This is a genomic window from Enterococcus sp. DIV0170 (assembly GCF_051710765.1).
In the GTDB taxonomy this organism is placed as follows: Bacteria; Bacillota; Bacilli; order Lactobacillales; family Enterococcaceae; genus Enterococcus_A; species Enterococcus_A raffinosus.
In genome coordinates this window covers 693403-719733 of record NZ_JBIOLG010000001.1, presented here as the reverse complement: position 1 = coordinate 719733, position 26331 = coordinate 693403, and the positions used below count along the sequence as shown (strand labels likewise).

At 38.3% G+C, this 26331-nt stretch carries 25 protein-coding genes and 2 tRNA genes; 5 read left to right on the top strand and 22 right to left on the bottom strand.

Going from position 1 to position 26331, the window contains the following annotated elements; genetic code table 11:
- Positions 1-94 precede the first annotated feature (94 nt).
- From secA to IGI50_RS03445, 5 genes are all read right to left on the bottom strand, one after another.
- Positions 95-2626 carry a preprotein translocase subunit SecA gene (secA, locus tag IGI50_RS03465; RefSeq protein WP_010746725.1) on the bottom strand — a complete coding sequence of 844 codons (2532 nt, stop codon included), beginning with the start codon at positions 2624-2626 and terminating at the stop codon, positions 95-97.
- Positions 2627-2893: 267 nt separating this feature from the next.
- Positions 2894-3442, bottom strand: a complete 549-nt coding sequence (gene hpf, locus IGI50_RS03460; protein WP_218256767.1) for a ribosome hibernation-promoting factor, HPF/YfiA family — start codon at positions 3440-3442, stop codon at positions 2894-2896.
- A gap of 140 nt (positions 3443-3582) precedes the next feature.
- The gene (locus IGI50_RS03455) at positions 3583-4248 is read right to left on the bottom strand and encodes a ComF family protein (RefSeq protein WP_438776169.1); all 666 of its coding nucleotides are present in this window, start codon (positions 4246-4248) and stop codon (positions 3583-3585) included.
- Positions 4238-5542 carry a DEAD/DEAH box helicase gene (locus IGI50_RS03450; RefSeq protein WP_438776168.1) on the bottom strand — a complete coding sequence of 435 codons (1305 nt, stop codon included), beginning with the start codon at positions 5540-5542 and terminating at the stop codon, positions 4238-4240. The genes IGI50_RS03455 and IGI50_RS03450 overlap by 11 nt, the downstream gene beginning before the upstream one ends.
- A 125-nt stretch (positions 5543-5667) precedes the next feature.
- A complete protein-coding gene (locus IGI50_RS03445; protein ID WP_438776167.1) occupies positions 5668-5955 on the bottom strand; it encodes a DUF7662 domain-containing protein in 288 nt (95 codons plus the stop codon).
- Positions 5956-6065: 110 nt separating this feature from the next.
- Here IGI50_RS03445 and IGI50_RS03440 point away from each other — a divergent pair, with 110 nt between their 5' ends.
- The gene (locus IGI50_RS03440) at positions 6066-6707 is read left to right on the top strand and encodes a YigZ family protein (RefSeq protein WP_438776166.1); all 642 of its coding nucleotides are present in this window, start codon (positions 6066-6068) and stop codon (positions 6705-6707) included.
- A gap of 9 nt (positions 6708-6716) precedes the next feature.
- On the opposite strand, the gene IGI50_RS03435 is transcribed toward IGI50_RS03440, so the two are convergent.
- On the bottom strand, positions 6717-7421 hold the full coding sequence (locus tag IGI50_RS03435) for a GntR family transcriptional regulator (RefSeq protein ID WP_028020170.1): 705 nt from the start codon (positions 7419-7421) through the stop codon (positions 6717-6719).
- A gap of 146 nt (positions 7422-7567) precedes the next feature.
- Positions 7568-11809 (bottom strand): acyl-CoA dehydratase activase-related protein, encoded by a 4242-nt coding sequence (locus IGI50_RS03430; RefSeq protein ID WP_438776165.1) that lies wholly within the window; start codon positions 11807-11809, stop codon positions 7568-7570.
- A 175-nt stretch (positions 11810-11984) separates the two neighbouring features.
- On the opposite strand from IGI50_RS03430, the gene IGI50_RS03425 reads away from it, so the two are divergent.
- Complete coding sequence (locus IGI50_RS03425) at positions 11985-12593, top strand: TetR/AcrR family transcriptional regulator (protein WP_010746733.1); 609 nt, start codon at positions 11985-11987, stop codon at positions 12591-12593.
- A gap of 37 nt (positions 12594-12630) precedes the next feature.
- Here the strand turns inward: IGI50_RS03425 and IGI50_RS03420 are convergent, their stop codons facing one another.
- Complete coding sequence (locus IGI50_RS03420; RefSeq protein WP_218256759.1) at positions 12631-12801, bottom strand: hypothetical protein; 171 nt, start codon at positions 12799-12801, stop codon at positions 12631-12633.
- 286 nt (positions 12802-13087) lie between these two features.
- Here IGI50_RS03420 and IGI50_RS03415 point away from each other — a divergent pair, with 286 nt between their 5' ends.
- Positions 13088-13963 (top strand): helix-turn-helix domain-containing protein, encoded by an 876-nt coding sequence (locus tag IGI50_RS03415; protein ID WP_438776164.1) that lies wholly within the window; start codon positions 13088-13090, stop codon positions 13961-13963.
- 91 nt (positions 13964-14054) lie between these two features.
- Here IGI50_RS03415 and IGI50_RS03410 read toward each other — a convergent pair.
- The 13 genes from IGI50_RS03410 to IGI50_RS03350 all read right to left on the bottom strand — a co-directional run bounded on the left by IGI50_RS03410 (position 14055) and on the right by IGI50_RS03350 (position 22541).
- Positions 14055-14126 (bottom strand) — tRNA-Gln (locus IGI50_RS03410).
- 1 nt (position 14127) lies between these two features.
- A tRNA-Tyr gene (locus IGI50_RS03405) sits at positions 14128-14211 on the bottom strand.
- An 83-nt stretch (positions 14212-14294) separates the two neighbouring features.
- Complete coding sequence (locus tag IGI50_RS03400; RefSeq protein ID WP_010746736.1) at positions 14295-14525, bottom strand: DUF2969 domain-containing protein; 231 nt, start codon at positions 14523-14525, stop codon at positions 14295-14297.
- A 75-nt stretch (positions 14526-14600) separates the two neighbouring features.
- Positions 14601-15245, bottom strand: a complete 645-nt coding sequence (locus IGI50_RS03395; protein WP_218256757.1) for a CBS and ACT domain-containing protein — start codon at positions 15243-15245, stop codon at positions 14601-14603.
- A 3-nt stretch (positions 15246-15248) separates the two neighbouring features.
- Positions 15249-15950 carry an ABC transporter ATP-binding protein gene (locus IGI50_RS03390; RefSeq protein WP_218256756.1) on the bottom strand — a complete coding sequence of 234 codons (702 nt, stop codon included), beginning with the start codon at positions 15948-15950 and terminating at the stop codon, positions 15249-15251.
- Positions 15950-16726, bottom strand: coding sequence for an ABC transporter ATP-binding protein (locus IGI50_RS03385; protein WP_438776163.1), 777 nt, complete (start codon positions 16724-16726; stop codon positions 15950-15952). Before IGI50_RS03385 ends, IGI50_RS03390 begins: the two co-directional genes overlap by 1 nt.
- Positions 16707-17681: a branched-chain amino acid ABC transporter permease gene (locus tag IGI50_RS03380; RefSeq protein WP_218256754.1), complete on the bottom strand. Its 975-nt coding sequence runs from the start codon at positions 17679-17681 to the stop codon at positions 16707-16709. Before IGI50_RS03380 ends, IGI50_RS03385 begins: the two co-directional genes overlap by 20 nt.
- A 9-nt stretch (positions 17682-17690) precedes the next feature.
- Complete coding sequence (locus IGI50_RS03375) at positions 17691-18569, bottom strand: branched-chain amino acid ABC transporter permease (RefSeq protein WP_010746741.1); 879 nt, start codon at positions 18567-18569, stop codon at positions 17691-17693.
- 117 nt (positions 18570-18686) lie between these two features.
- A complete protein-coding gene (locus IGI50_RS03370; protein ID WP_010746742.1) occupies positions 18687-19850 on the bottom strand; it encodes an ABC transporter substrate-binding protein in 1164 nt (387 codons plus the stop codon).
- A gap of 461 nt (positions 19851-20311) precedes the next feature.
- The gene (yidD, locus tag IGI50_RS03365; protein ID WP_311854915.1) at positions 20312-20599 is read right to left on the bottom strand and encodes a membrane protein insertion efficiency factor YidD; all 288 of its coding nucleotides are present in this window, start codon (positions 20597-20599) and stop codon (positions 20312-20314) included.
- 173 nt (positions 20600-20772) lie between these two features.
- Positions 20773-20949 carry a DNA-directed RNA polymerase subunit beta gene (locus IGI50_RS03360; RefSeq protein ID WP_010746744.1) on the bottom strand — a complete coding sequence of 59 codons (177 nt, stop codon included), beginning with the start codon at positions 20947-20949 and terminating at the stop codon, positions 20773-20775.
- An 11-nt stretch (positions 20950-20960) separates the two neighbouring features.
- Positions 20961-22262, bottom strand: a complete 1302-nt coding sequence (gene murA / locus IGI50_RS03355; RefSeq protein ID WP_218256752.1) for a UDP-N-acetylglucosamine 1-carboxyvinyltransferase — start codon at positions 22260-22262, stop codon at positions 20961-20963.
- Positions 22263-22307: 45 nt separating this feature from the next.
- Positions 22308-22541: a DUF1146 family protein gene (locus IGI50_RS03350; RefSeq protein ID WP_010746746.1), complete on the bottom strand. Its 234-nt coding sequence runs from the start codon at positions 22539-22541 to the stop codon at positions 22308-22310.
- Positions 22542-22904: 363 nt separating this feature from the next.
- Here IGI50_RS03350 and IGI50_RS03345 point away from each other — a divergent pair, with 363 nt between their 5' ends.
- Both IGI50_RS03345 and IGI50_RS03340 read left to right on the top strand, forming a co-directional pair.
- Positions 22905-24206 carry an ISL3 family transposase gene (locus tag IGI50_RS03345; protein ID WP_438776162.1) on the top strand — a complete coding sequence of 434 codons (1302 nt, stop codon included), beginning with the start codon at positions 22905-22907 and terminating at the stop codon, positions 24204-24206.
- Between the two features lie 217 nt (positions 24207-24423).
- On the top strand, positions 24424-25755 hold the full coding sequence (locus IGI50_RS03340; RefSeq protein WP_438776161.1) for an ISL3 family transposase: 1332 nt from the start codon (positions 24424-24426) through the stop codon (positions 25753-25755).
- 133 nt (positions 25756-25888) lie between these two features.
- Here IGI50_RS03340 and IGI50_RS03335 read toward each other — a convergent pair whose 3' ends face one another.
- The gene (locus IGI50_RS03335; RefSeq protein WP_010746747.1) at positions 25889-26323 is read right to left on the bottom strand and encodes a F0F1 ATP synthase subunit epsilon; all 435 of its coding nucleotides are present in this window, start codon (positions 26321-26323) and stop codon (positions 25889-25891) included.
- Positions 26324-26331: the final 8 nt, after the last annotated feature.

Genomic DNA, 26331 nt, shown 5'->3' with positions numbered 1-26331 from the left:
TGTTTTTCATTATTGCTTCACTGCATATCGGAACTGTCAAAAGACGAGACATAGTAGCTATGTCCCGTCCTAAAGGTTCTTTTTATCGTGAAAATTATTGTCCTTTGCCGTGGCAGTTTTTATATTTTTTACCACTGCCGCATGGACATGGATCATTACGTCCCACTTTTTCTACATGAACCGGTTTTTGTTTCGTATGTGTTAAATTCTTCGGATCTCCATCTGCTTCTACAGGATGTTCTTGTTGGTTCTGTGCCACTTGCTCCCGCTGAACATTTTGACGAATTTCAGCTTTCATAAAGAGACGCGTAACTTCAAACTCAATCGCTCCAACCATATCTTCAAACATCTTGTATCCTTCGGTTTGATATTCAACCAATGGGTTATTTTGACCATAAGCCCGTAATCCTACAGATTGACGCAACTGATCCATCGCATCAATGTGGTCAGTCCATTTTGTATCCACAACACGCAAGATAACCACTTTTTCAAATTCCAATAATTGTTCAGGACTTTGTAATTGAGAAACTTTTGTATCAAAGACTGCTTTTGCACGATCGTACAAATAATCTTTCATTTCCTCAGGTGTCTTACCTTCAAAATCTGCCTTTGAAATAGAGTCTTCATGGACTAAAGTCGCACCAGCAAAATCTGCTAAAGCTTCAAGATTCCAATTTTCTTTATCTAATTGTGTGTGGCTGTCCACAACACGTGAAATTGTACGGCGAACCATATTCAACAAGTTTGGTGTTAAGTCTTTTTCACCCATAATCACATCTTGACGTTGCTTATAGATGACTTCACGTTGTTCACGCATGACATCATCATATTGCAAGACATTCTTACGTGTGTCGTAGTTATTCCCTTCAACCCGTTTTTGAGCCGATTCCACCTGGCGTGTCAACATTTTGCTTTGAATGACAGCATCTTCATCTTCAACTTTCATTCGATCCAAGAAAGCCTTGATTCGTTCAGAACCGAAACGTTTCATTAAATCATCCTCTAATGAAAGATAGAACTGTGAAACACCTGGGTCTCCTTGACGACCAGAACGTCCACGTAACTGGTTATCAATACGGCGTGATTCATGACGTTCGGTACCAATTACAGCTAGACCCCCTAATTCAACAACACCCAGACCTAATTTAATATCTGTACCACGTCCGGCCATATTGGTAGCTATCGTAACCGAACCTTTTTGTCCAGCGTTCATAATAATTTCCGCTTCTTTAAAGTGGTTCTTCGCATTCAAAACTTCATGCGGCACTTTTTCACGATCCAACAAATTAGAAAGTAATTCTGACGTTTCAACAGCAACCGTACCAACTAGGATTGGCTGACCTTTACGATGACGCTCTTTAATATCACGGACCACCGCATGAAATTTGCTTTCTAATGTTGGGTACAACAAGTCTGCATGATCTTCACGGATAACAGGTCGGTTAGTAGGAATTTGAATAACTTCAATATTATAGATTTCACGGAATTCTTCTTCTTCCGTTTTAGCCGTACCTGTCATCCCTGCTAATTTTTTATACATCCGGAAATAGTTCTGGAAGGTAATTGTCGCCATTGTTTTCGTTTCATCTTCGATCTCAACGGATTCTTTTGCTTCGATCGCTTGGTGCAACCCATCGGAGTAACGACGTCCATCCATAATACGACCAGTAAACTGGTCAACAATTAAAACTTTTCCTTCTTGTACCACATAATCTATATCACGGATCATGATAAAATTTGCTCGCAAAGCTTGATCTAAATGGTGTGTCAACGCTGTATTTTCTAAATCATACAAGTTTTCTAAGCCGAAGTTCTCTTCTGCTTTTTCAATTCCTTGTTCAGTTAGCCCGATTGTCTTTGATTGGATATCAATTTTGAAATCTTCGTCTTCTTTCAATCGTTTCACGAAATTGTCTGTTCGTGTATAAAGAGCCGTAGACTTTTCAGCAGCCCCAGAAATAATCAAAGGTGTGCGTGCTTCGTCAATCAGGATCGAGTCTACTTCATCGACAATGGCATAGTTCAATGGACGTTGAACCATCTGACTTTGATAAACAACCATATTGTCACGTAGATAGTCAAAACCAAGTTCATTATTTGTGCTGTATGTGATATCACAATTGTATGCTTCACGTTTTTCATCAGCGGTTTTTGAATTGATATTCAAACCAACACTCAATCCTAAGAAATTGTACAATTCACCCATTTCAGTAGAGTCACGTGTTGCTAAATATTCATTTACTGTAACTACGTGGACGCCTTCTCCTGTCAAGGCATTCAAATAAACCGGCATCGTCGCTGTTAATGTTTTTCCTTCACCAGTTTTCATTTCAGGGATATTTCCGTCATGTAAGACGATCCCCCCCATTAATTGCACGTGATATGGATATAGACCAAGAACACGTTTTGCTGCTTCACGGACTACCGCAAAAGCTTCTGGAAGTAAGTCATCCAATGTTTCTCCAGCTTGGTAACGCCCTCTAAATTCTTCGGTCTTGCCACGTAATTGCCCATCCGACAATTTTTCCATGTCGCCAGAAAATTCTTCGACCTTGTCAGCAATCCCACTTAATCGTTTTAATTCTTTTTTATCGTTTTCAATCATTCGTTTCAGAAAGTTTGCCATTCGTTTATCTTACTCCTTTATTTCTTTTCATTTTCTATTTTTTGATAGAAACCCGCTAGTATATTTTATCATTAGTCCTTGAGAAAAGAAACTTCTCATAGCGAATAAAGGGCGACTTATACAATGATTAATCTTTTTCAGAGACTTTCCTTTACAACAAGGCATACAGAGGTTCTTTTCATTAGAAAAATCTGGCTTATTCTAAAACTTAATTTTCAATGAAAATAAAAAACCTTCCAGCATCAGCTGGAAGGCAATAAATTTCTGTTAATCAGTTTCAATCAAACCATATTTACCATCTTTACGACGGTATACAATACTTGTACCATTTGTTTCAGCATCTTCAAAGATAAAGAAATTATGTCCAAGCATGTTCATTTGTAGGACTGCTTCTTCGCTGCCCATTGGTTTTAGTGATAGACGTTTTGTACGAACAATTTCTAATTCAGATTCCTCTGATGAATCTTCTGCATTCACTAATACTTCTACTTCGCGTTCAGGGACACCCTTTTCACGAGCTTTGCGGTTAATTTTTGTTTTAAATTTGCGGATCTGACGTTCTAATTTATCCACAACCAAATCAATACTTGCATATAAATCTGGTGAAGTTTCTTCCGCCCGAAGAACCAAGTAAGGTAATGGAATCGTTACTTCAACTTTTGCTGTTTTTTCTGTGTATACTTTCAAATTGACATAAGCAGTTGCGTCCGGAACATCAGTGAAGTAGCGTTCTAACTTTCCTACTTTCTTTTCAACGTAATTGCGGATAGCTTCTGTAACTTCGATGTTTTCCCCACGAACATTATATTTGAACATACGTATTGCCCCTTTCGTCTTGCCAACTGAAGATAGGAGGAAGGACCACTCTTACCTCTTCTTCTTAACTCTATTATATCGAAATCTAATCCTTTTGCAAAGTAAATCGCTATCAATTTCAAAAGCAAAATGGATGCATTTTAGCGAGCAAAAGTCAAGCTTTTCACCGTTTCTGCACCATTTTTATAAAGTAATTCTGCTGCATGGAACAGTGTACGTCCAGTGGTATAAACATCATCTACTAATAAAACTCTTTGATTTCTAATTTTTTCTTTTGATACTTTCAATTCAAAAGGTTGGGTCATTTGCAAGCGCTCTTCACGTGATTTTTCTGATTGAGGCGCCAACTCAACTCGCTTCAGCAAAGCTTCATTAGAACATCTTGTCAAATCCAAGCAGCCACAAACTTGATTGAAGCCTCTTTGCTCGAAACGTTCTTTTGAAAGAGGAAGCGGACAGATTAAATATCCACGAAAAAGTTGGAGTGTTTGTGTCAATTCTACTAAAAAGGCGCCTCTCAACCGGTAATCTCCTATGAATTTATAGCGCTCGATCCATTGTCGAAAGCCCTCATCGTAATGGAATAAGCTTATATTATTCATAACAAAGCCAAGTTTTTGCTCCCACAAATAGCAATCTTGGCACAACTCTAGTGAGTTAGAACGACCGCAACCTGGGCATGCCATTTCTTGATCAATTTTAGAAAACAATTTTTCACAATAATAGCAGCGTCGATTACTTGAAAAAAACAGTTCCCGTAACGTTAAATTGTTAACCAATTCTTCTTGACAACAACTACAACGCATCAATTAGTCCCTCCTTGAATGCCTGACGATTATTTTCTTCGATTTCGACGATTGCCTTTCTAATCGATTTAGTTACTTCACTGCTGATAAAAAGGACTTCAGCTTTCGTATATTGCCCCTTACGGTCCGCCCTTCCAGCAATTTGAACCAATGCCGATTTATTAAAGACACGATGTGATGCCTGTAAAACGATAACTGAAACTTTTTCAAAAGTTACACCTCGTTCTAAAATCGTCGTTGTCAGCAACAATTGATACTTTCCGTCTCTCATATTTTCAACTTTAATCAATCGTTCCTTATCTTGTGAGTAAACCGTCGTTAGTTTTATATTCGAAAATGTATTTTGAATAAAATTCGCCATTTTCGCTAATAACGGGATGTTCGGGCAGAAAAGCAATACATTATTTTTCTCAAGTAGTTCAGCTATTTTGACCATAATATTTTTAGGTAACTTTCCCTTGCTTAAATATTTTTCTAAGCGCCAAGAAAAAAATAATTTTGGAACCGGCAACTTACGACGATGATAACGTGCTGGCAAATAATAGAAATGATCGACCTCTTTCTTTAATTGTTCATCTGGCGTTGCACTTAAATAAATGCGGCTGCCCTCTTTTTTTTGTGCATTATTTACCGCTCGTTTTAGTAAGGGATCTGATGAATAAGGAAATGCATCTACTTCATCTACAATGACTAAATCAAAATAATCATGATAACGTAAAAGTTGGTGAACTGTGCATACAACAAAAGCATCCCCATTATCTTTGCGATCTTCTCCATGAAAAAGACTGATCTTTTCTTTTGGAAATGCATGGCAGAAACGTATGTAAAGCTCGTTACAAACATCAATTCTTGGTGATGCCACAGCAACTCTTTTTCCTTGTTCAAGTGAGGCTTTTAATAGAAGAAATAAAATTTCAGTTTTTCCTGCACCAGTCACTGCCCAAAGAAGAAAAGTATTTGCTGAAGCCTGGTCTTCTAGAAGCTTCTCCGCAATTTTTCTTTGTGCAGAAGAAAGCTCCCCTGTCCAAACAAGCATTATTTTCCTTGCAGGTAGCTTTTTAACTGGAAAATAATAAAGAAAACTTCTGCTATCAACACGACCTAAAACTAAGCAATGAGGGCAATAAAAGAAATTAGCAGGTGTTTTTTCCCGCGACACTTCTCCACAACGTTGACACATCCAACCTTCTTCACTCTCTTTCATTGCCGGTCTTTTTTCGGCAGCTTTCAAATTTATATTAGGATAAAAAGCTTCCCATTCTCTTCGCAGCAAATGCTGACCAGTAATCACCATACACACTCTCCTTTTTCAAAAGTACGCAATCAACACTTCCAAGCTTTAGGTTTAGCTTCTTTCTATAGTACAAAAAAAGAAGGCGAAGCAATTGTGATATGCTGCACCTCCTTTTTATGTATTTTTCAGTTTTGCATGAGCCAACTTGATTTTACTAGTTTATTGAAAACCACATATTCTTTGTCTAGATTTACTTGTACTACTTCATAGTTTGCATTTAACCAGCCGTAAGCTCCCTTTTCTGGATGACGGTAATCATTCGCCCACCAATCAAGATCCTGTCGAGCAGTGTGCGGCAGACCACTGCGAGGGAACAACAGCTCATCAAATTGTGTAAAGGTTAGCGTCACCTGTGAGCCATTATTACTTTTTAAATAATGTGTTATGCCATCGTATTTTTTTACTCGTGTCATTCTCATCCCTCACCTTTAAACAAAAAATAGTTTGTCAAATAACCAATAGTTGAAACCCACACCATATATCTCCTATACTATAATAGAGAAAATTAAAGTGAGGCAAAATTATGATGCAAAATTATCGAACCATCAAAGAAGACAATCAGCATGAAATCGAAATAAAAAAATCTCGCTTCATTTGCTTTTTAAAGCGTATCGAATCAGAAGACGAAGCGAAAAACTTTATTCAACAGATCAAAAAAGAACATTGGAAAGCCAATCATAATTGTAGTGCGTTTGTTTTAGGCGAACACAACGAAATTCAACGCTCATCAGACGATGGTGAGCCTAGTGGAACTGCTGGTGTTCCAATGTTAGAAGTGCTGAAAAAAAATAATCTAATAAATGTTTGCGCTGTGGTTACTCGCTATTTTGGCGGAACTAAACTCGGTGCTGGTGGTCTAATTCGTGCATATTCAGGTGCCGTCGCTCAAGCAATAGCTTCTACTGGTATTGTGGAAGGTCGTCTACAGCAAGAGGTCTTTGTCCAATTAGACTATCCCAATTGGGGAAAAATGGAGAACTTTATCACCAACGAACAGGTAGTGGTAAAAGATACCCAGTTCACCGATCAAGTTATTGTTACTTGCATGGTCGATGAAAACCACGTTGAAACTTTCGAATCTAAAGTTATAGATTTATTAAATGGACAAGTTCACTTCAAAACTGGAGAAACTACTTATTTCGAGCAAATGATCCAAGAGGCATAGACTCTTGGATTATTTTTCTAAATAAAATTCAAAGCGACTGCCGACATATTGCGTTCTCACATATTCAAATGGTCGTTCATCCGCTAAATACGATACCTGACGTAAACGTAAAATCGCATCTCCGCGCTTTACGTCTAAGTAATCAGCAATTTGCTCTGAAGCCAGAATAGCTGACACAGTTTGATTTGCGCGTCCTATTTCGAATCCTTTTTCTTGTAAACTGTGATAAAAGGAGTCTGTGATTTCTTCTTTGCTGAAGCCTTCTATTAATTTTGCCGGAATACTTGCCACTTCGAAACAAATGGGCACATCATCTGCATACCGAATTCGTTCCATCCGCAATACCTGCTCACCCTTTTCCAAGCCAAGTTTCTCTGCTTCACTAGAGCTTGCTCGTGAGTGGAAGAAAGAAATTGTTTTACTTGAAGGCACTTTGCCTAACGATTCCATAATATCGGTAAAGCTTGTGGTTCCACTCATTTTTTCTTGGACTTTCTTACTTGCAACATAAGTACCTGATCCAATTTTTCGTTCTAAAATCCCCTCATCCGACAATGTTTGAATCGCCTGACGGAGAGTCATCCGACTTACTCCAAATCTTAACGATAATTCTCGTTCAGAAGGCAAGCGAGCCCCAATCTTCCATACACCCTTTTCAATTTCATGTTTCAATTGATCATGTATTTGAATATAAACTGGCACCTGATTCGCCACGTTCCGTCACCCCGTTCAATTTTTTCTACTTTCATTATAACTGGTATATACCTAATGCACAACAAAAATCCTTTGCTCTTTCTTCCCCTTCATCTTTTCTCTAAAAACAAAAGAGTAGACCCGTTTTAATTGGTCTACTCTCGGCATTAATTTTTAACTTCTTCTTTTAATTGTTTATTGGCTGTAGCCATCATCAAACGAATGCGATTTAGCTGATTTACGATTGAAACACCTGGGTCATAATCAATAGCAGCAATATTTGATTTTGGATATTGATGACGTAGTTCTTTGATAACGCCTTTACCAACGACATGGTTTGGCAAACACCCAAATGGCTGCATACATACAATGTTATTTACCCCTGTTTTCAATAAATCAATCATCTCGCCAGTCAAGAACCATCCTTCACCTGTGTGATTCCCGATGGAAAGAATTTTACTAGCATCTTCAGCTAGTTGATAAATAGAATGGATGCCTGTAAATCGTTTAGAAGCACGCAATGCTTTATCCATTGGTTTTTCCACTACCTCAATCAATTTAATGGCCATTTCAGCAATCGTTTTGTTTTTCTTCGGCATTCCCATGTTGTCGTATTTCCAAATTTGATTATATAAAGAGTAGTTCATAAACCCGATTAAATCTGGAACAACTGCCTCCGCACCTTCTGCTTCCAATAAACGAACGATGTCATTATTGGCTGTTGGGGAATATTTCACTAAAATTTCTCCAACAACGCCGACTTTCGGCTTCACTTCATTTGAGATTGGTACTGTATCAAAATCTTTGATGATTTTTTTCATATTACGATTAAAAATTGTCAGAGAACCATTGCGAACATTGCTCTCCACTTTCTTCAACCATTCTTCATGTAGCGCATCAATTTGCCCTTTTTCCAATTCATAAGGACGTGTCCTATACACTACTCGCTCAAATAGATCTCCATAAAGAATTGCAACGACAATCCGTTTCAACATCGATAACGTATATTTGAAGCCTGGATTGCTTTCTACCCCTTTATTTCCAAGGGACACGGAAACAACTGGGACTTGCGAGAACCCAGCATCGTTCAATGCTTTGCGTAATAATGGAATATAGTTCGTCGCACGACAGCCTCCACCAGTTTGACTCATCATCACACTTGTATTGTCTAAATCATACTCACCGCTTTGCAAAGCCTCAACTAGTTGACCAATAGAAATAATCGCCGGGTAACAAGAATCATTATTGACAAATTTTAACCCCACATTGATCGCTTCTCGATCCATCGCCGGTAAACAAACCACATTATAGCCTGAAGCCTCCAATGCAATATCAAACAAGCCTGATTGATGAATTGGACTAAGCATTGGCAATAACAAGGTATGCTTTTTACGCATTTCTTTCGTAAAGACGATCTTTTCAGGCTCTTCAAAACGTCTTACTGGTTCGAAATTAGATTTATCGCGTTCGTTAACCGCCGCCTTCAATGAACGCAAACGAATTCTGATAGCACCAAGATTTGACCCTTCATCAATTTTTAAAACGGTATAGATTTTACCGTACTGCTCCATGATTTCTTCAACTTGATCCGTCGTTACAGCATCCAAGCCGCATCCAAAGGAGTTTAGTTGAACAAGTTCTAGATTTTTAGATTTTGCTACTACTCGAGCTGCAGCATACAGACGAGAATGATATACCCATTGATTCACTACGCGAAGATTTCCCACGTCGCTTAAATGAGAGACACTGTCTTCTGTTAATACATGAAATCCTTCTTGGGTAATCACTTCTGCAATACCGTGATTGATTTCTGGGTCCAAATGATACGGGCGGCCAGAAAGAACGACACCGCGTTCCCCTTTTTGATTAAGCATTAATAAGGTTTCTTCCCCTTTTTGGCGAATATCTTCTTTAAATGCTTCTAATTCTTCATAAGCATGATGCAATGCTTGGTTGATTTCTTCTTGTGTAATCCCTATATCTTGGAAGCATCTTCCTAAAACAGCAGCAACAGATGCTTCATTTGCTAGATTTAGATACGGATTACGATAGTCAACTTTTCCTTCACGGATATCATCAACATTGTTCCGTATAACATCAGGATAACTTTGAACAATTGGACAGTTAAAATGATTATCTGCTTCCTTTGACTCTTCCCGTTCAAAAACAACTCCAGGGTAGAAAATCATTGGTATACCATCATCAATCAAGGCTTGGATGTGCCCGTGAGCAATTTTCGCTGGGTAACAAGCAGTATCACTAGGAATTGTTTCCATCCCTTGTTCGTACAATTCTTTGTTTGAACGAGGTGATAATTTTACTCGGAAACCTAAGTCGCTAAAAAATGTATGCCATAATGGATAATTTTCATACATGTTCAGCACACGTGGAATACCAATTTCACCACGAACAGCCTCTTTCTTTCTTAACGGACGGTATTTGAATAGACGACGATATTTGTAATCTACCAAGTTGACTTTTTTATCTTCTCGCTTCACTTTAATCCGAGCACCACGTTCACACCGATTTCCAGTAATGAACTGACGACCATCAGAAAACAGTGTGACAGTCAACATGCAATTATTTTCACATAATCCGCAATGTGTAAATTCTTTCTCGGCAGTGAAACTATCAATTTCAGCTAAAGATAGCGTTTCGGTTTTTTCACCGACCTCATAATTTTCTAGCGCAATCAATGCCGCTCCAAACGCACCCATTAACCCAGCAATTGATGGTCGGACAACTTCTCGTCCTGTCACCATTTCAAAAGCTCGCAAAACAGCTTCGTTATAGAATGTCCCACCTTGACAGACAATTTTCTCACCAAGTTCCTCTGGTCGACGTACTTTGATTACTTTGTAAATCGCATTCTTGATCACCGAATAAGACAAGCCAGCAGAAATATCGCCAACAGAAGCGCCTTCTTTTTGCACCTGTTTGACTTTAGAGTTCATAAAAACGGTACAACGAGAACCTAAATCAACAGGTGCTTTTGATTTCAATGCGGCTTTTGCAAAATCTTCTACATTATAATTCAATGATTTGGCAAAGGTTTCAATAAACGAACCACAGCCAGACGAACAGGCTTCATTTAATTGAATGGAGGACAACGCACCGTCTTTGATGGTCATCGCCTTCATATCCTGACCGCCGATATCCAAAATGAAATCAACACCTGGTTGGAAATGATTGGCAGCCTTATAATGGGCCATCGTCTCCACTTCACCGATATCAACTTTTAAAGCATTCTTTATTAGCTGCTCTCCATAGCCAGTCACTGCTGCTTTTCCGATAAATACATGCTCAGGTAATTTTGAATAGAGATCTTTCAATACGGTCATAGTCGTTTCCAATGGTTGGCCTTGGTTATTGCCATAAAATGAATACATTAAGTTTCCGCTATCGTCAATCAATGCTACTTTGGTTGTTGTTGAACCGGCATCTATTCCTAAGAATGCCACCCCTTCATGGTCGGTTAAGCTTTTCTCTTGTGCTTGTGCTTGCCCGTGTCGCATTCGAAAATCAGCCAAATCAGCTTCATCAGCAAATAATGGCTCTAACGTGTCTGATGGAGACAAGTGCCCTTCTTCTGCCGTTGTCAAACGGTGCAACAGCTCCTTAAGAGAAGTTGTCTCTGCCTCCTCTGAATAAAAGGCAGCACCCATAGCGACAAAAAGCTGTGGATTTTCTGGAAAAATGACATTCTCTGGCGCGATATTCAAGGTCTCAATAAATCGTTGGCGCAGTTCAGACATAAAGAATAAGGGACCACCAAGAAACGCAATGTTCCCTTTAATTTTACGACCAGCTGCTAAACCAGCAATTGTTTGATTAACCACTGCTTGGAAAATACTCGCAGCAATATCTTCTTTGGCCGCTCCTTCATTAATCAACGGCTGTACATCTGTTTTAGCGAATACGCCACAACGAGAAGCAATCGGATAAATCGTTTTATAATTTTTGGCTAACTCATTTACCCCATTGGCATCTGTTTTTAATAGAACAGCCATTTGATCGATAAAAGCGCCTGTACCTCCTGCACAGCTACCATTCATACGTTGCTCGAGAGCACCTTCAAAAAATGTAATCTTTGCGTCTTCTCCGCCAAGCTCGATTGCTACATCCGTTTCAGGAATAACCTCCTCAACTGTGCGTGTGCACGCGATTACCTCTTGCACAAAAGGAATCCCCAAAACATCTGCTAAACCCATCCCACCGGATCCAGTGATGCTCATAGTCATCCCTTGACTACCAATTACTTCTTCAGCTTCTCGCAACACACGTTCTGTGGCAGCTTTCACATCTGAAAAGTGACGTTCATACTTCGCAAATAAACTATCGTTTTGTTCATTCAAAATGACCAACTTGACGGTTGTAGAGCCAACATCAATCCCCGCTCGTAATGTCATAATTATTCCTACCTTCCATTTTTAACAACACATGTTGATTAACTTACAAAGTGTTTGTTATACTACTCACGTATATTCTAAAAACATTTCGAACGTTATGCAATACTCAAAACCATTTCATTCGTGTGATAAGCAACATTCTGAAGCGATCTGTTGTAAAATGAAAGGAATTATTATGGCAAAAAAAATTGACCTGCGTGTAAAGCGAACCAATAAAATGATTATGGAGGCTTTTATCCATCTAGTGGAACAAAAAGGGTATGATAACATCACCGTGCAAGAAATTGCCGATGAAGCAATGATTAATCGAGCGACTTTTTATGCGCATTTTAAAGACAAGCAAGATCTCTATGACCACATTTTTAAACAGGCTATTGATGCTTTTGCCGCAGTGCTTGATCCTGATCAAATTGTTCAAGGCAATCGATTAAAAGTTCGGAAAATTGAAATGGTTCTGAAAAACATTTACGAACAAATTCAAGCAAATCGAAAATTCTTTTTGACTATTATGGATGCTTCTGGAAATGAAATCCTGCGGAAAAAAGTTGCGGAAATTTTAAATGAAAAATATGCCCACGTATTCAAGCGACTGAGGATTACTGAAAATGATATCGAAGTTCCGTTAGATTTTATTATTGAATACATGACATCCATTTTTGTAGGTACCTTGCATTGGTGGATCACTAGCGAGACGACAATGGATGCTGACAGCCTTTCTAAATTAGTCATTAAATTAGTTGGCAACGGCCATTTGACTGTTCTAGGCATTGAGATTGACCATTAAAAAGAAGCGCCCAGAAATTCTGAGCGCTTCTTTTTAATCAATGATTTTTTGCCTTCCACTTAATAGTATGGCGAGTTGGACGAACAGAACGTACACGAGGCACCTGTCCTTTTTCTTTTGTTACTTCTAATGAACTGTCTTTAATCGTACTATAAATTTTTGCCACAGTCTCTGTTAACATTTCTTTGACTTCTTCTACTTTATTCATTCATTTCTTCTCCCTTCTCATTTAAAAATTCACAGACTTCTAAAGGTAGTTTTTAACATAGCCTACCACTTGCAATTCTGTTTGATTCTCTCTTTGCTTCTTCCATTTAAATGTAGCGTATATTTTAAAGGGCTTCAAGTGAGAAACCTTTTACTTCACTATTTTTTTGTAAAAGCTTGATTTGACAAGACTCTACGCAAAGTAGAATGGCTATTTCATCAAATTCCCTATTCATTTCCTTAACAATTCGCTATGCTTAATTTATCAACAAGAAAGAGGAAATCAAATGGACAATTTTTTAGGGACGCAATTAAGAAATTATCGTCAACGAAACGAACTAACACAAAAACAACTCGCAAATATCTTATATGTATCCGATCGAACGGTTTCTAAATGGGAGCGCGGGGCAGGATACCCTGATATTGATACGCTAAAACAGATCGCGCAATTATTGGATATTTCGTTAGACAACTTGCTAAATGAACGAGAGCCGACGTTGTATTTTGAATATCGTTCAGAAATTATATTGTTTCATCTGCCCTTGCTGCATATAATTATTCCAAATCTTTCGGAACTGTTGTGGCATAATCGTAGATTCGCACTCAGTACAATGAGGCATAAGAAACAATTAATTCCCGTTGCTCGAGGGATTTTTAGTGTAGGTTTCTTCTCATCAGGAGTTTTTTCATTAGGGATTTTCACGAAAGGGATCTTCTCGCTCGGGCTGCTTTCTCTGGGGATATTTTCAGCAGGAATTTTGACATTGGGCTTTTTCAGTGCTGGAAACCTTGCATTAGGAGCTGTTGCTTTTGGAAATCTTGGTATCGGCTTATTGGCTTTAGGCAACTTGGCCCTTGGCGGTGTAAGTATAGGTAATTTTACATTAGGTTACCTATCTATCGGCAACAAAGCGTTCGGAAGTTATACCAGTATTTTACCAGAGCATAGTAATCTACCAGAAATATCACAAGCTTTTAGTCTTTTACGCCATGAAGTCCCACAAGTCATAGACAAGTGGATCATTGGTCCATTTCTAACAGTGACCAATACTTCAATATTTCTCTATGCCGTAATATCTTTATTGCTTTTTATAGTTTTCTTGCTTTGTGTTGTATGCCTGTGGGGACTTATGAAGCTAAGACGACTTACGGTCAACCATTAGTTACTAATGAGCAGCTGAGAAGATCAGCGGCTCTAAATAATTGTTATATAAAAACAAAAAAAGTGAGCTGCTTTTGCAACTCACTTAACAACTGGGGTAGCTGGATTCGAACCAACGCATGAGGGAGTCAAAGTCCCTTGCCTTACCGCTTGGCTATACCCCAATGGTGGAGGAGAGTGGATTCGAACCACTGAACCCTAAGGAACGGATTTACAGTCCGTCGCGTTTAGCCACTTCGCTACTCCTCCAAATAGGTTTTTTTATTATTTAAAAACCCGACTCAGTTATAATACCTAATCTTCAAAAAAAATGCAAGTACTTTTTTCAAAAATTATTCATGTAAGTTCCAGTTACGAATTAAGGCTTCGATCCCATCATCTAATGACTTGTAATTCCCTAAAAGATGTCCATCATTATAGGCTTGAAAATTTTTGTTTTCTGGAATAATTTCACCAATAACTTTTTTACCAATCATTAATTGAGTAATTGCTTGTTTCTTTCCATCAATAACACGCTCTTCTTCAGTAACCTGAACTTGGATATCTTTGTTCTTTTTAGACATATATTCCCCTCCGTCCAAAACATTTTATCATACAATAAAAGAAATGGACAACTGATCACTCAGTCGTCCTTTCATTTAAGGTTGTGTGATTATGGCTTTCAACACTTCATAACCATTATCCGTCAATAGCTGCTTAATTTCTTCAGTTTCTTTGCTAGCTAGCTGAATTTCTAAAATTGTCGCATTGACTTGATGATCTACGATAACAGTCAGGATACTGAAATCATGATCAGCCAAAATCTTCGCTACTCTTGCTAGCACACCTTTTTTGTCTTCTAAGATTTTTAGTTGAACCCGAGTCCCACCTTCATAATACCCTGTGAGTTTTAAGAACGCATCAAATATATCATTATTAGTAATAATCCCAACTAATTTCGTCCCATCAAGAACAGGCAATACATTGATTTTGTTTTGACGCATCAGATAGATGCCATCTTCTAATTCCGCATCTGGGGAAATTGTTTTAACATCCTTGATCATCACATCTGAGACAACTGTTTTATTTAATAAGTAATTGACTTCATGAACACTTAAGCTGGTAGCTTTTGAAGGAAGTGCTTCTTGAATTGTCCCTTCAGTAATCAAACCTACCAATTGTTCCTCCTCCATAACCGGTAAACGATGAATATCATATTTCTTCATTAAATCGACCGCATCAAATATTTTTGTCTTTGGTGTGACCGTCACCAAATCTTCTGTCATAAAATCCTTTACACTCATGTTTTATCCTCCTAGATAAGCTTTCTTCACTTCTTCACTCTCTAGCAATTCTTGACCAGTCCCTGACAAGACTACTTTACCTGTTTCCAACACATAGCCACGGTCAGCAATTGACAACGCCATCTTAGCATTTTGTTCAATCAATAAAACGGTCGTTCCTTGTTTTTGAATCTCTTGTATGATGTTAAAAATTTCTTGAATAAAAATTGGTGCCAATCCCATTGAAGGCTCATCGAGCAATAATAAACGCGGTTTAGACATCAAAGCCCGTCCCATTGCTAACATTTGCTGTTCACCACCGGATAAGGTGGACGCGTCTTGATTCAAACGCTCTTTCAAGATAGGAAACTTTTCATAAACATGTTCATAATCTTGTTGAATATCTCCATCTTTGCGTAAATATGCCCCCATCTCTAAATTTTCCAAAACAGTTAATCCAGGAAAAACATGTCTTCCTTCTGGAACCTGTGAAATCCCTTGAGCAACAATTCGCCTTGGAGCTTTCTTTTGGATAGGAGAACCTTCAAAAGTAATAGTCCCTTTAGAGGGTTGATTTAAACCAGAGATCGTTCGTAAAATGGTCGTTTTCCCTGCACCATTTGCTCCGATCAGAGAAACGATTTCTCCCTGATTTACTTCAAAGCTAACATCCCGTACAGCCTGGATCATGCCGTAATGAACCGAAAGATTATCAATTTTCAGCATTATAGCTCACCTCCAAGATAGGCTTTGATAACCTCAGGATTATTTTTAATTTCTTCTGGAATACCTTCTGCTAAAATACGACCATATTCTAAAACATAAATTCTTTCGCAGACGTCCATGACCAAACTCATGTCGTGCTCAATCAGCAAAATCGTAATTTGAAATTCCTTTTGGATCTTTCGGATCAGCAATGTTAATGCCGCTGTTTCCTGTGGATTCATTCCAGCCGCAGGTTCATCCAAGAAGAGAATTTTTGGTTTTGTAGCTAATGCACGAACAATTTCCAAGCGTCGTTGTTCACCATAAGGCAAATTACGAGCCAAATTTTCTGCTTTGTCTTGTAATTCAAAAATCGTCAATAATTTCAATGCTTCTTCTTTTAACTTATCCTCTTTGTTATAAAACGCTGGTAAACGCAAAACACTAGAGAAAAAGCTTTCTTTATTTTTACTGTTCATAGCGATTAAAACATTGTCTAAAACCGTTAAATCCTTAAACAAACGAATATTCTGAAAGGTTCGACTTAAACCAAGATCAGCAATAGCGTATGGCTTTTGACCATTCAATCGATGAGTTTTTCCATCCGCCTCTAGTAAAACGTCTCCTTCACTTGGTTCGTAAACACCTGTAATCAAATTAAACAGAGTTGTTTTCCCTGCACCATTCGGCCCAATCAATCCCACTAATTGATTTTCTTCTAACGCGATATTGACATTGGAGACCGCCGCCAAACCGCCAAAGTTTTTAGTTAAATCTTTAATTTCCAACAGAGGCATTCTGGTCATCTCCCTTTTTAAACTTATCTAAAATCTTCTTCACAGACAATTCTTTTGTGCCTAACAATCCGCCAGGTTTGAAAATCATCAAGATAATTAATGCTAACGCGTAAATAATCATCCGTAATGTCCCAAAATCCTGAAGATACATATTAATAATGCCTAAAAGAACTGCTGCGATAAATGTTCCTGTCACACTACCAATTCCACCTAATACGACTAAAATTAAAATATCAACGGACTTTGTAAAGGCAAAATCCTTTGGTGCAATTGATTGTAAATATCCAGCGTACAAAGAACCAGCAATACTTGCCGTCATCGCGCCAAAAGCAAAAGCCATTACCTTGTATTTCGTAGTATTGACCCCCATCGCTTCCGCCGCAATCTCATCTTCACGAATTGCCATCGTCGCACGGCCAGCACCTGAACGTATATAGTTAACAATAAATAATGTAGTGATCGCCATGAAGCCATAAACCATTTGCCAATCAACAAAAGGTTCGATACCAAATAAACCAGAAGGACCATTCGTAATCTCTTTAAAGTTAATTAATAAAATACGAATAATCTCCGCTACACCTAGTGTGGCAATCGCTAGATAATCACCGCTCAAACGCAATGTTGGAATTCCAACTGCTACAGCAACAAGACCGGCTAAGATCACACCAACAGCCATTCCTAAGAAAAAACCGCCATAAGTCGGTGTGTTCATTGAAATCAATGCAGCCGCATAGGCTCCGATCGCCATGAAGCCAGCATGTCCTAAAGAGAACTGACCCGAAAATCCAATAATAAGGTTCAAACCAACTGCTAAAATGATATTAATACCGATTTGAACGAGAATATTGTCTAAGAACAAGTTGACCATTCCAGCAGAATAAGCTACGTATAAAACTACGTATCCAATTACGATCAAAGCTAGCCAAATCAAATTGTATTTCAAATTCTTTTTCATTTGATCCACCTACACTTTCTCTTTCACATGTTTGCCTAAAATACCGGCTGGACGAATTAACAAAATCAAAATCAATACTGCATATACGACTGCGTCTTTAAAATCTGAAAATCCCAATGCTGTTGTCAATGTTTCTATTAAACCGATGACAAATCCACCAATTGCAGCACCTGGAATAATACCAATTCCACCTAAAACTGCGGCGATAAATGACTTCAGACCAGGAATATATCCCATCATAGGATCAATGGAGTTGTAATACAACCCAATCATCATCCCTCCAGCAGCTGCTAGTGCTGAACCTAAAGCAAAAGTAAAGGAGATTGTACGGTTTACGTCAATTCCCATCAACTGTGCGGCATCTGTATCAACACTCACTGCACGCATCGCCTTCCCCATCTTGGTTTTCTGAACAATCAGGTTTAAGGCAATCATTAAAAATAAAGACAAGCCTAAAATCAACAATTGAATATTTGAAATACTCAAAAATCCAAGTTTGTAAACCTGCAGTTTAATCGCCTGTGGAAATGGACGAGTTGTTGAACTGAAAAAATAAATCATCGTATTTTGCAATAGGTAGGAAACACCGATTGCAGTAATCAAAGCAGCAATTCGAGTAGAATTTCTTAATGGACGATAAGCCAAAAATTCAATAACGACTCCTAAAATTGCACTTCCTGCCATTGATAATACCAAGGCGGGAAAGAAGCCCATATTAAACTGATTGATTAAAAAGTAGCCAATAAACGACCCAATCATATATATTTCGCCATGGGCAAAGTTGATTAATTTAATAATCCCATAGACCATAGTATAGCCAAGCGCCATCAGCGCATAGACACTACCTAGGAATAGCCCATTGACGATTTGCTGAATAAATACTTCCATCTTTATCACTTCACTTTTCAAAAAAATAGAGTAGCCGATCCGATTACGACCTTAATTTTTAAAAGGGAGTGTGCCAACAACCATCGGCACACTCCCTTGTCTGCATTCACCGAGTAATTATGGATTAACGGTTTCGGCAGAAGTTTCTTTCCCATCTGTCAGACCAAGAACTACTGCTGATTTTACAGGATTATGTTCCTTGTCCATTGAAATCTTACCAGTAACACCTTCAAAATCTTTCAAATTCGCCAGGCCTTTGTCGATTGCTTCTGGTGTCGCTTTTCCTTCATCCTCAATTGCTTGTTTGATCATGTAAACAGAATCGTAAGCTAAAGCATTGAATGAAGATGGCTGTTTGTTATACTTTTTCTCGAAAGCTTCTACAAATGGTTCCACTTTATCAGTTGCTGGTGCTTTTGTTGAGAAGTGCCCTGTATAATAAACATTTTTGACATTGCTTGCGCCAGCTGTTTCAACTAATTTTTCATCACCAAAGCCGTCAGCCCCGATGATAGGTTGTTCAATTCCCATTTCACGAGCTTGTTTGATGATTAGACCCGCTTCTGTGTAATAGCCTGGAATATAGATAACATTGAAGTCTTTATCTTTGATTTTTGTCAGCATTGCTTGGAAATCTTTATCTCCTGCAGTAAAGTTCTCCTCAGCTACGATTTTACCTTTGTAAGTATCCTTAAAGGCCTTCTTCAAGCCATTTGCATAATCACTTGAGTTATCACCTAAGATTACTGCTTTGTCAGCTTTCAAGTTATCATCCGCATATTTCGCTAAGACAATTCCTTGGAAGCTATCTTGGAAACAAGAACGATAAATATAATCTTGGACCTTACCTTTTTGTACAGTAATTGCATCATCTGTTCCTGATGGTGTAACAGCAGGAACTTTAGCTTTTGATAAGTTTGGTAACGTTGCTTTTGTCGCACCTGAAGTTGCTGGACCAATAATTGCTACTACTTCATCTTTTGTTGTTAAGTTTGCTGCAACAGATGCTGCTTCATTATTATCAGACTTATTATCTTTTGAGATATACTCAATTTTCTTTCCATCAATTCCGCCATCTTTATTAATTTCTTCAACGGCTAATTTAGCTCCTTCATTTTCCGCTTCACCATAAGCTGCTACAGCTCCTGATAATTCGAAGTTCCCGCCGATTTTGATTGTCTTGGCATCTTCTCCACCACTGCTATCGTTAGCTTTAGGCGAACCACATGCGCCAAATAGAAACAACCCTGCTGCCAGAGCAGCTACTGTTCTTTTCTTCATCCTGTTTCCCCCTAATAAAATAATGATAAATCGTTAAGATAATAAAGAATATATAGGAAAAAACTCTCACTGTCAATTAAATTTTCTGAATATTTTAATAATTCAGCAATAATCAAACAATTTATAGCGCTTACACTAGTTCCTACAGCTCATACAATAACAAAAAAAAGACCTGATTAACTTACTAAAAGTTAATCAGGTCTACATAAAATAACTTATTTAATTTAAAAGCAAACGATTTTTACGATTAATTATGAAACTTACATTCACCATAGTAAAAGATGCTTTTACTTATTTTAGAGCTATTTGGCTATTTAACTTATCTAAATACTTAAAGATACTATCTTGTCTTACAATAACCTCAATCACATACCTTTTAATCGTATTCTTTATTGTTTAACTCACTATTTTACCTAAAAAAATAAATGGACCTCCCAAATTTCTTCAGAATTTTAACTTTTCTACTTTTTCTTCAGCTCTTGGTAATTTGGTTCTTCTCTATCTTTCAAATTTTTCCGTAATGAGAACCTTATCGGCACGTAATCCAACCCTGCTTTGGCAAATGGATGACATCTCAATATCCTTGAAATACCCATTAAGCTTCCTTTAAAAGCGCCATGAACTTCAATCGCTTTAATCATGTAACTAGAACAAGATGGATAATATCGACAAGATGGTTGTGTTAACGGAGAGATAAAGCGCTGATAGCCTCGTACTAAGAAAACCAGACCTCTACCTATAATATTCATTCTCTCACTCCAAACTATCCTAAATCAACATTGATCTATTTAAACATTTCATTTTATATAGCTGCAAATTATTTGCTTGTCTCTTTCCGATAATAAGACGAATAAAAAAGAGATCGCACCATAAATTGGAACAACCTCTTCTTCAATAATCAACAAAGATTTTGCTACAGACATTAATGAACAAAATCTAAAATATGGCGCCAAACATCTGGCAATAGTACTTTAAATGGATTCCCTCCACCCATTGCACCATAACCAATCATACTGCCGATAATAAATAGCAAGACACCCGCAAGTAATATCGCTACAATCCGAATCAAGCTTCGTAAGATATGTTCGCCTGAACTCATATACTCACTCCTTATGCTAAAACAGTTGTTGCATCAATTGCTTTTTTGCTTTCATTATCTACGCGTTCTACATCAGCACCCAATTGTTGTAATTTTTTATGAAATTGATAATAACCGCGATCCAAATATTTCAAGTTACGCACACGAGTGATACCGTTTGCCCGTAGTCCAGCTAAAACCAACGCTGCTGCTGCACGTAAATCCGTGGCATAAACTTCTGCACCTTGTAATTCTGTCGCGCCCTTAATTAAGGCAACATTATTATCAATTTTGACTTGTGCATTCATTCTGCGCATTTCTTCTAAATGTTGGAAACGATTTTCAAAAACAGTTTCTGTCGTCGTACTGATTCCGTTAGCAACTAATTGGATAGCAGTCATCTGAGCTTGCATATCTGTTGGGAAACCAGGATGAGGCATTGTCTTAATATCCGTTGCTTTCAAATTCTTAGGACCAATCACACGTAAACCATCGTTTTCTTCCGTTACCTTAACACCCATCTCAATCAATTTAGAAATCAACGGACGATTATGTTCTGGAATTGCACCATCAATCAGAACATTTCCTTCAGTCATCGCAGCGGCAACCATAAATGTACCAGCTTCAATCCGGTCTTGGACAATTGGATGAGAAACAGCATGAAGATGGTCTACCCCTTCAATACGCATCGTTTCTGTCCCAGCACCATGAATACTAGCACCCATTTTATTCAAGAAATTAGCCAAATCAACAATTTCAGGCTCGCGAGCAACGTTTTCGATCACTGTTGTTCCTTTAGCCTTTACAGCAGCCATCATAATGTTTTGAGTTGCACCGACACTTGGGAAATCCAAATAAATGGTATCACCAATCAATTCATCTGCAATTGCTTCAATGTAGCCATTTTTTTGGATAATTTTCGCTCCTAAAGCTTGGAAACCTTTCAAATGCAAGTCAATTGGACGTTTACCAATAGCACACCCGCCAGGCATTGCAACCTTCGCATGGCCATTTCTCGCTAATAAAGGTCCCATTACAACGATTGATGCGCGCATCTTGCTTACATATTCATAAGGGGCTTCCACATTTAATTGACGTGTAGCATCCACTGTAACTTCTTTCGTTTCTTCATTGAACTCAACATCTGTATTCAAATAACGAATCACTTGATTCATGGTAAAAACATCAGATAAAATCGGAACATTGCTTAAAGTTGATGTTCCTTCTTCTGCCAATAAAGTCGCAGCTAGAATCGGCAATACGGCATTTTTTGCCCCTTCAATATGTACAGTTCCTTTTAATTGTTTGCCACCACGAACGATGATCTCTTCCATCTGTATTCCCTCCAAAAAGCTAATCGATTGCTTCGTATATGTACCTTAGTTAAATGTCAAAAATATATTTTTACATAAAAGAATGATTTCTAAGAAGAATGTACTGCAAGCAAACCCTAAAGCAATTGCTAACATCAAGATCACAAGACGTACCTGCGTCTCCTTAAATGCTTTAAAAAGATTTTCTATGCGTAATGACCTCAAAGCCCAAAAAGCTAAATAGATGAAGGAAAAATGCGAGACGATTCTAACGATTGCATCAATTCCATATACTTGCATAATTCATATCCTTTCAAAAAAAATCAACAGTTGGATTATATCACAGTTTCAGATAAAGAAGAATACTTTGCTCACCCAAAGTACTGTAGAGAAACTTTTAAAAAACTTAATATTTGTTTTCTTTCTCAAAAAGTTCTTTAAAAATTTTTATCCTCCTCTTTTCGTCAAAATACTCAAAATTCTTCTTATTATTTTGGCAGTTATAACTTTTAAGAAGAGGGAGTATTCATCTTTTGTTGGCTCTATAATTTCTAGGACTGATAGAAAATCATTCTATCGGTCCTTTTTGAGCATGAAAAAACAAAACATACAGAAGCTCCGTTAGAATTGAATCACCACAACACAATCAAAGGAGCGTTCTGTATGCCTGATCTTCATCATATCAAACTACTACTTGGAATCAAAGATAAAAACATTTTCATCACAAATGTGGAATCGAAGAGCATTAAGAATATCAAGACTCTTGTTGTTTCTGCGACGTTAAGTAAAGAAATTCGTCGCTGTCCTTTGTGTAAACAGATGAATCATGAAGGCATGATCGTTAAGAACGGAAAGAAAAAATCGCTCATTCAACTTAATAAATGTGCGAACCAACTGACTTATCTTGCTTTAGCGAAACAACGCTACCACTGTCGTGGCTGCCACACCTATTTTACGGCGAATACCTACATTGTCGATAGAAACTGCTTTATCGCTAAACAAGTGCGCTATAAAATTTTAGAAGAGCTAACGGAAAAACAAGCAATGACGACAATTGCTAAGCATTGCGGCGTTTCTTGGTCGACCGTTTCTCGGACACTCGCTTCTCTGATCCCCATGACAAAAGTAAAAAGAAATTGGTTACCGCGTTGTTTATTAATGGATGAATTTCGTTCACTGAAAAATCAAGTCGGTCCCTATTCCTTTTCTTGTATGGATGGCGATACTGGAAAATTACTGGATATTCTTCCTTCACGGAAGAAAAAAGCCCTCGTTTCTTATTTTATGCAATTTGAACGACGCGCACGATTGAAGGTAAAGGTCATCGTGACGGACATGAATGCTTCTTATGCCTCTCTGATAAAGGAATGTTTTCCAAAGGCAAAACTCGTTGTGGATCGTTTTCACATTGTCAAACATCTCATTCGCAAATTTGAGGATATACGCGTACGAATCATGAAAAGCTTGGATCGAAACGATCCAACACAAGCCAAACATTATCGACAATTAAAGGCGTTGTCTCGACTTCTGATCAAACGACAGGACAAGCTTGTTTATGACAAATGGACCAAATGGCGCAATTTTGGTTGGGCGTATCTCACCGAAAGTGAAGTGGTGGATCGTCTGCTTTCGATCTCTGACGAATTACGAATCGCCTATTTTTACTATCAAGAAATTCTTCAAGCGTTTCACGACAAAGAGGCGGACACTTTCTTTAAACTTGTAAGAACGATGCCCAATTCCGTTCCAAAAGAACTGCATTCTATAAAAAAAGCTTTTATAACCTATGAATCCGGCATTCGTTTAGCCCTCGAATTGCCTTATTCAAATGCCAAAATAGAAAATCTGCATACCCACATCAAAGCATTGAAACGAGTCGCTTATGGCTTTCGAAGCTTTCGGAAAATGAAGACCAGAATTTTCTTACTAAATAATCTGATTACCTATGAATCAAAAAACATCTAAAGTAGAAAAGGAATTCTACCTTAGATGTTCTTATCTCACTCTATCAGTCCTATTTGACAAAGAGCCCTTTTGTTTCCAAATTTTGGCTCTATAATATCTAGTGTTGGTGACACCTTCTGTTGCCAACACTTTTTCTTTTTTTCTAATAAACGCAAACAGACACCTTGAAATCCTTTAGAATAAAGTCGACGAAAACCATTCAAAGGAGTTTTTCAAGATGTCCTATTCAGAGTTTACCAAAGAGTTACTAGATATTCTAGACCTAAATCTTACCTTTCATGAGAATGCCTTTCGCAAAGAGCGAATCAAGGACGAGACCTGTTTTGTTTTTGATGGCACATTAACCTATCGACCAGAGGAATGCTTTCATTGCCGCTATGAAAATGATCAAACAATCATTAAATGGGGCTGGAAGAAAGTCTCTATCCTATTAAATGACGTCAGTAATTACAAGACGATTCTGCGGATAAATAAACAACGCTTTAAGTGTAAACACTGTGGAAAAACTTTTTTAGCCGAAGATTCGGTTAGTGATCGTCACTGCTCCATTGCCCGCAGAGTCAAACAAGCCGTTCTCGAACTATTAAGTGAGCCTCTTTCTATGTCCTTGATTGCACGCATGAAACACGTTTCTCCAACAACGGTTATTCGGATCCTTCGCAGCCTTCGGCCTAAAACCATTTCTTTGAACCAGCCACTGCCAGAAGTGTTGTGTTTTGATGAATTCAAATCAGTGAAAAATGTCTCGGGTGCTATGAGCTTTGTCATGATGGATGGCAAAACCCATCAACTGATCGACATTGTGGAAAATCGTCAACTCGATCCTTTACGCGACTATTTCTTGCGTTATCCCAGAAAGGTACGGGAACAAGTACGTCTAGTGGTTTCAGATTTCTATACACCCTATCGTACATTGGTGAAAGATTGTTTTCCGAATGCCCGAATCGTCGCCGATCGCTTTCATATCAGTCAACACATTGGCCGAGCCTTTACCAACCACCGAATTCAGATAATGAAGTCCTTTAGAAAAGGCGACAGTCGATCAAAACATTTAAAGAAATACTGGAAACTGCTTCAGAAGAATGCGTGGGAATTGAAGGGGAGACACCGCTACTGGCGACCTTCTTTTCGGGCACATCTAACGGAAGCAGAAATCGTCGATCGCCTGTTGTCTTACGATGACACCCTAAAGCAAGGCTACGAAGTCTACCAACACTTTCTGTCCGCTATCAGAAGACGAGATGTTCCAGATTTCACGAAGCTTTTAAAGGAAAATTACAAAGAGTTACCAGAACACTACCAACCAGTGATTACGACCTTCAAAAAGTACCAAACAGAAATCAAACGCGCGTTGCGGGTTCCCTATTCCAACGGGCCACTGGAATGTTTGAACAACCATATCAAAGTACTAAAACGAATGGCCTATGGCTTTAGAAACTTCCAAAACTACCGAGAACGAATCTTTTTGTATCGCGGAAAGTATTTCAAGAAAACCACCCAAATGAACAAGACCAGAACGACAACACGGCTAGACAAAAGAGCTGCCTAGCCGTGTGAATGACTTGATTATTCTATTGAATTTCTTCACCAACACTCATTGACAAAGAGCCCAAATTTTAAAATTGATTTAAAAAAAAGATTGCACCAAGATAATTTGGCACAATCCTTTCAATCTAGTAAACTTAACGGTGTTTTGAAACTTTAATACGATTCATAGCACGATGCAAGGCAACTTCAGCACGACTCAATTGGTCAGTGTCTTGTTTTTCACGCGCTTCTTGAATTCGCGCTTCCGCACGTTGTTTTGCTCTTTCCGCACGAGAAACATCGATATCGCGTTCACGTTCTGCCGTATCAGCGATGATCGTCAACACATTGTCTCGAACCTCCATGATTCCACCATTAACCGCAATCCAGTCAACATGGGTATCCGAATCTGTTCGGCGAACACGGACCTCATCAATTGCAAGAGGGGCTATGATTGGTGCGTGATTGGGCAAAATACCTATTTCACCAGCCACGGTCTTCGCGACTACAATCGTTGCATTGTGATCATAGACATTACCATCTGGAGTAACAACGTTCACTTGCAGAACTTTGTTTTTTTCTTGTTCCATCGGGCACC

Bases quoted from the DNA above. Each gene is read 5' to 3' on its own strand.
- IGI50_RS03395 (WP_218256757.1), bottom strand. From the start codon at position 15,245: ATGAGTGTAAAGGATTTTATGACAGAAGATTTGGTGACGGTCACACCA.
- IGI50_RS03385 (WP_438776163.1), bottom strand. From the start codon at position 16,726: ATGCCTCTGTTGGAAATTAAAGATTTAACTAAAAACTTTGGCGGTTTG.
- IGI50_RS03450 (WP_438776168.1), bottom strand. From the start codon at position 5,542: ATGGTGATTACTGGTCAGCATTTGCTGCGAAGAGAATGGGAAGCTTTT.
- IGI50_RS03415 (WP_438776164.1), top strand. From the start codon at position 13,088: ATGGACAATTTTTTAGGGACGCAATTAAGAAATTATCGTCAACGAAAC.
- hpf (WP_218256767.1), bottom strand. From the start codon at position 3,442: ATGTTCAAATATAATGTTCGTGGGGAAAACATCGAAGTTACAGAAGCT.
- IGI50_RS03380 (WP_218256754.1), bottom strand. From the start codon at position 17,681: ATGAAAAAGAATTTGAAATACAATTTGATTTGGCTAGCTTTGATCGTA.
- IGI50_RS03400 (WP_010746736.1), bottom strand. From the start codon at position 14,525: ATGTCTAAAAAGAACAAAGATATCCAAGTTCAGGTTACTGAAGAAGAG.
- yidD (WP_311854915.1), bottom strand. From the start codon at position 20,599: ATGAATATTATAGGTAGAGGTCTGGTTTTCTTAGTACGAGGCTATCAG.
- IGI50_RS03420 (WP_218256759.1), bottom strand. From the start codon at position 12,801: ATGAATAAAGTAGAAGAAGTCAAAGAAATGTTAACAGAGACTGTGGCA.
- IGI50_RS03445 (WP_438776167.1), bottom strand. From the start codon at position 5,955: ATGACACGAGTAAAAAAATACGATGGCATAACACATTATTTAAAAAGT.
- murA (WP_218256752.1), bottom strand. From the start codon at position 22,262: ATGGAAGAGATCATCGTTCGTGGTGGCAAACAATTAAAAGGAACTGTA.
- IGI50_RS03350 (WP_010746746.1), bottom strand. From the start codon at position 22,541: ATGCAAGTATATGGAATTGATGCAATCGTTAGAATCGTCTCGCATTTT.
- IGI50_RS03430 (WP_438776165.1), bottom strand. From the start codon at position 11,809: ATGACATTACGAGCGGGGATTGATGTTGGCTCTACAACCGTCAAGTTG.
- IGI50_RS03390 (WP_218256756.1), bottom strand. From the start codon at position 15,950: ATGCTGAAAATTGATAATCTTTCGGTTCATTACGGCATGATCCAGGCT.
- IGI50_RS03335 (WP_010746747.1), bottom strand. From the start codon at position 26,323: ATGGAACAAGAAAAAAACAAAGTTCTGCAAGTGAACGTTGTTACTCCA.
- IGI50_RS03455 (WP_438776169.1), bottom strand. From the start codon at position 4,248: ATGCGTTGTAGTTGTTGTCAAGAAGAATTGGTTAACAATTTAACGTTA.
- secA (WP_010746725.1), bottom strand. From the start codon at position 2,626: ATGGCAAACTTTCTGAAACGAATGATTGAAAACGATAAAAAAGAATTA.
- IGI50_RS03360 (WP_010746744.1), bottom strand. From the start codon at position 20,949: ATGAGTTCAGGCGAACATATCTTACGAAGCTTGATTCGGATTGTAGCG.
- IGI50_RS03340 (WP_438776161.1), top strand. From the start codon at position 24,424: ATGTCCTATTCAGAGTTTACCAAAGAGTTACTAGATATTCTAGACCTA.
- IGI50_RS03440 (WP_438776166.1), top strand. From the start codon at position 6,066: ATGATGCAAAATTATCGAACCATCAAAGAAGACAATCAGCATGAAATC.
- IGI50_RS03425 (WP_010746733.1), top strand. From the start codon at position 11,985: ATGGCAAAAAAAATTGACCTGCGTGTAAAGCGAACCAATAAAATGATT.
- IGI50_RS03375 (WP_010746741.1), bottom strand. From the start codon at position 18,569: ATGGAAGTATTTATTCAGCAAATCGTCAATGGGCTATTCCTAGGTAGT.
- IGI50_RS03345 (WP_438776162.1), top strand. From the start codon at position 22,905: ATGCCTGATCTTCATCATATCAAACTACTACTTGGAATCAAAGATAAA.
- IGI50_RS03370 (WP_010746742.1), bottom strand. From the start codon at position 19,850: ATGAAGAAAAGAACAGTAGCTGCTCTGGCAGCAGGGTTGTTTCTATTT.